The sequence below is a fragment of the Neisseria sp. P0021.S006 genome, assembly GCF_051956895.1.
The window spans coordinates 1-2,103 of sequence record NZ_JBQCWZ010000171.1; the positions used below are offsets into that span (position 1 = coordinate 1).

At 50.2% G+C, this 2,103-nt stretch carries 2 protein-coding genes; one reads left to right on the forward strand and one right to left on the reverse strand.

Going from position 1 to position 2,103, the window contains the following annotated elements:
• On the reverse strand, window positions 1–461 hold a 461-nt coding region (locus tag ACTHUM_RS12105; RefSeq protein WP_440402969.1), incomplete at its 3' end, for a precorrin-2 dehydrogenase/sirohydrochlorin ferrochelatase family protein.
• Between the two features lie 299 nt (window positions 462–760).
• Here ACTHUM_RS12105 and aroA point away from each other — a divergent pair.
• Entirely contained in the window at window positions 761–2,053 is a 1,293-nt protein-coding gene (gene aroA, locus ACTHUM_RS12110) for a 3-phosphoshikimate 1-carboxyvinyltransferase (protein WP_440402970.1), read from the forward strand.
• Window positions 2,054–2,103 lie beyond the last annotated feature (50 nt).

Sequence of the window (2,103 nt, forward strand, 5' to 3'; positions counted from 1 at the left end):
ATCGTGCCCGTATGCAGCGGAATCAATGTTTCAATAATCTGCCACCATTTCCGCGCCAATACAGGCGCAGTACCACCGCTGGATATGGCTATCTTCAACGGTCCTCTATCCACCACGGCAGGCACGATAAACGAACACAAATCCGCCGTATCCACCGTATTGCACAATTTCGCCCGTCGTTCCGCTGCGTCAAAAACACGGCGGTTAAACATGCCATTATCCGTCGCCGCAATAACGAAATACACCTCTTCCAACATGGCTTCTTCAAACAAACCGCCCAGCCAAACTATTTTCCCTTCAGCCGCCCATTGCTGAAACTGCGGATTCAAAGTTTCCGCAACAACGCGCACGCGCGCTCCTGCAGATAACAGGCTTTCCGCCTTGCGCTCGGCAACCTTGCCCGCGCCTGCCAGTAAAACTGGGCGGTCTTTTAAATCGGCAAACAAAGGATAATGGCTCATGGTCGTGCTCTTACTTTATCAATGATTGTCCGCCGATATTAAAGGCCGTCTGAAAAAATAGGAAAGAATGGTTTCTGATTTTCTTATGGTGTTTGGTTATATACCTGCCACAACAAAATAAGTTATAGCAGCAAACACAAAACAGAAGCAGAAAATTTCAAAATAAACGATTAGGAGATAGTGCAACAATATAAAAATTCATTTTTTCACAAATAAATTGCGCCCTCTTCATTTTTCAGACGGCCTTTGCCTGCGTATAATATCGGTCTATTTACAATTCATACGAGCTTAGTCCAGCCATGACCGAATCCATCCGCCTGCCCGCTTCTACACTCAAGCCTTCGACCGTTGCCCTGCCCGGTTCCAAAAGCATCAGCAACCGCACGCTACTCTTGGCCGCACTCTCCGACAACGTTTGCGAAATCCATTCTTTGCTCAAATCCGACGATACCGACCGAATGCTTGAAGCACTCGACAAACTCGGCGTACAAATTGAATCTTTACCTGAAGGCCGTCTGAAAGTTCATGGCACCGGCGGCCGCTTTCCCAACCAAACCGCCGATTTGTTTTTAGGCAACGCCGGTACGGCATTCCGCCCTTTGACTGCCGCACTTGCCGTTTTGGGTGGCGACTATCATCTGCATGGCGTGCCGCGTATGCACGAACGCCCTATCGGCGATTTAGTGGACGCGCTGCGCATTGCCGGCGCAGACGTACAATATCTGGGCAATGAAAACTATCCGCCGCTTCAGATCGGTAAACGCCAAGACAACGGCGAGCGCGTTATTCCGATTAAAGGCAATGTTTCCAGCCAATTCCTGACCGCCCTGCTGATGGCTTTACCCTTGACCGGACAAGCTTTTGAAATCCACATGGTAGGCGAGTTGATTTCCAAACCTTATATCGACATCACGCTCAAGCTGATGGCGCAGTTTGGTGTAGACATCATCAATGAAGACTACCGTGTATTTAACATCCCGGCCGGAGCCAAATATCATGCGCCCGAACATTTATATGTAGAAGGCGATGCCTCCAGTGTGTCTTATTTCTTGGGCGCAGGCCTGATTGCGGGTACACCCATCCGCGTAACCGGTATCGGTGCGCACAGCATCCAAGGCGACGTTGCCTTTGTGCGCGAACTGGAGAAAATCGGCGCAGATGTCATTTGGGGCGAAAATTTTGTTGAAATTTCCCGTCCTGCCGAGCGCAATATTCAGGCTTTTGATTTAGATGCCAACCATATTCCAGACGCGGCCATGACTCTGGCTATCGTCGCACTGGCCACCAAACAACCCTGCACCCTGCGCAATATCGGCTCATGGCGCGTCAAAGAAACCGACCGTATCGCCGCCATGGCAACTGAGCTGCGCAAACTGGGGGCTGAAGTCGTTGAAGAAGCCGAAGCCATCCATATTACGCCGCCCGAAACACTTACCCCCGATGCCGTCATCGATACTTACGACGACCACCGCATGGCCATGTGTTTCTCGCTGGCTTCGCTTTTGGGCGTCCCCGTCATCATCAACGACCCGAGATGCACGCATAAAACTTTCCCCGACTATTTCCAAGTTTTTGCATCATTGACCAACTAATTGATTATTCAAATTTTCAGACGGCCTGTTGTATACAAAGAACACAGGCC